General features: G+C 68.3%; 1 protein-coding gene. It reads left to right on the top strand.

The features are described from left to right. On the top strand, nt 1-317 hold a 317-nt coding region (locus tag AC5LSR_RS21760), incomplete at its 5' end, for a restriction endonuclease (RefSeq protein ID WP_493468917.1). Nucleotides 318-1019 lie beyond the last annotated feature (702 nt).

Here is a 1019-nt window from a genome sequence, read left to right as displayed (position 1 = left end):
CGCTCGCCCGTACCCCCCGGATGGCCCGGATCGCGGTGCAGTGCAAGCACTACCCGGACCGTGCTGTGGGTCCGTCCGCGGTACGGGACTTCAACGGCTGCGCGTGGACGGATCATCGTGCCGATGTTGCGCTGTTGGTCACCTCGGGCCGGTTCACCGCTGCGGCCGCGGACTTCGGCCACCGTCACCGCATCCAGATGGTCGACCGGGAGGTGCTCACACGGTGGATGGCCGGCGAGCGGATCCTGCCTCGTGTCCCGGCGCCCCGGCGTGGCCACACCGATGTCTCGCCTACCCCCGGGGGACCCACACGATGATCGTTTTACACGTCGTCGGTGTCGACGGCGGCGATCAGCGGCCCGGTGTCCCAGACAATCACTCGGGATCGCGCCCCAGTTCCGCGCGCAGGATCTCAGCCGAACGGGCGGCGAGACCACCCTTGCCGCTGTACAACGCGCCTACCACGATGCGCTCGGGTTCGCCGCGGCCACCGGCGACGACGAGGTGTGACTATGAGAGCGAGACTTGGATCCGGTGCTGATCTTGTAACCGTTCTGATCCCCTTGGTGATCATCGAACGAGGAGGGCGTGTTTGCGGAGCGGGTCGAAGTTGACGCGGCCGTGCAAATGGTGTTTGACCGTCTTGATACGGTTGGCGTTGCCTTTGACGACGCCGGAGCTGGGGGTTCGGCGAGGCCGGCGAGCACGGCGTCACGGGCGGCTTCGCCATCGCGCTGCTGTCGCCATGCCGTCTCCACATCTTGCGGCGCCGGGCCGACCGCGGTCGCGAGCGCAGTTCTGGCACTATTGACACTGCATTTTCGGTCCGACGCCCGGCCTACGCCTCGTCGCTCGTCGTGAGGTATGTACGGGTGTACGTGGCCACGCGCGTGGAGACCGGCTGGCGGCCTCGACGCGCCCACCCGCAGGTCCGGCCCACCGGGTCCGGCGGTGGACGCCCCGCAAGCTGGCACCTCGTTGTTGAGCACCCCGGCAACGCCCGCCCGACCAGGATTGAG

This window comes from Protofrankia sp. CiP1_Cm_nod4, assembly GCF_982290645.1.
This window is presented reverse-complemented; position numbering and strand designations above follow the sequence as displayed.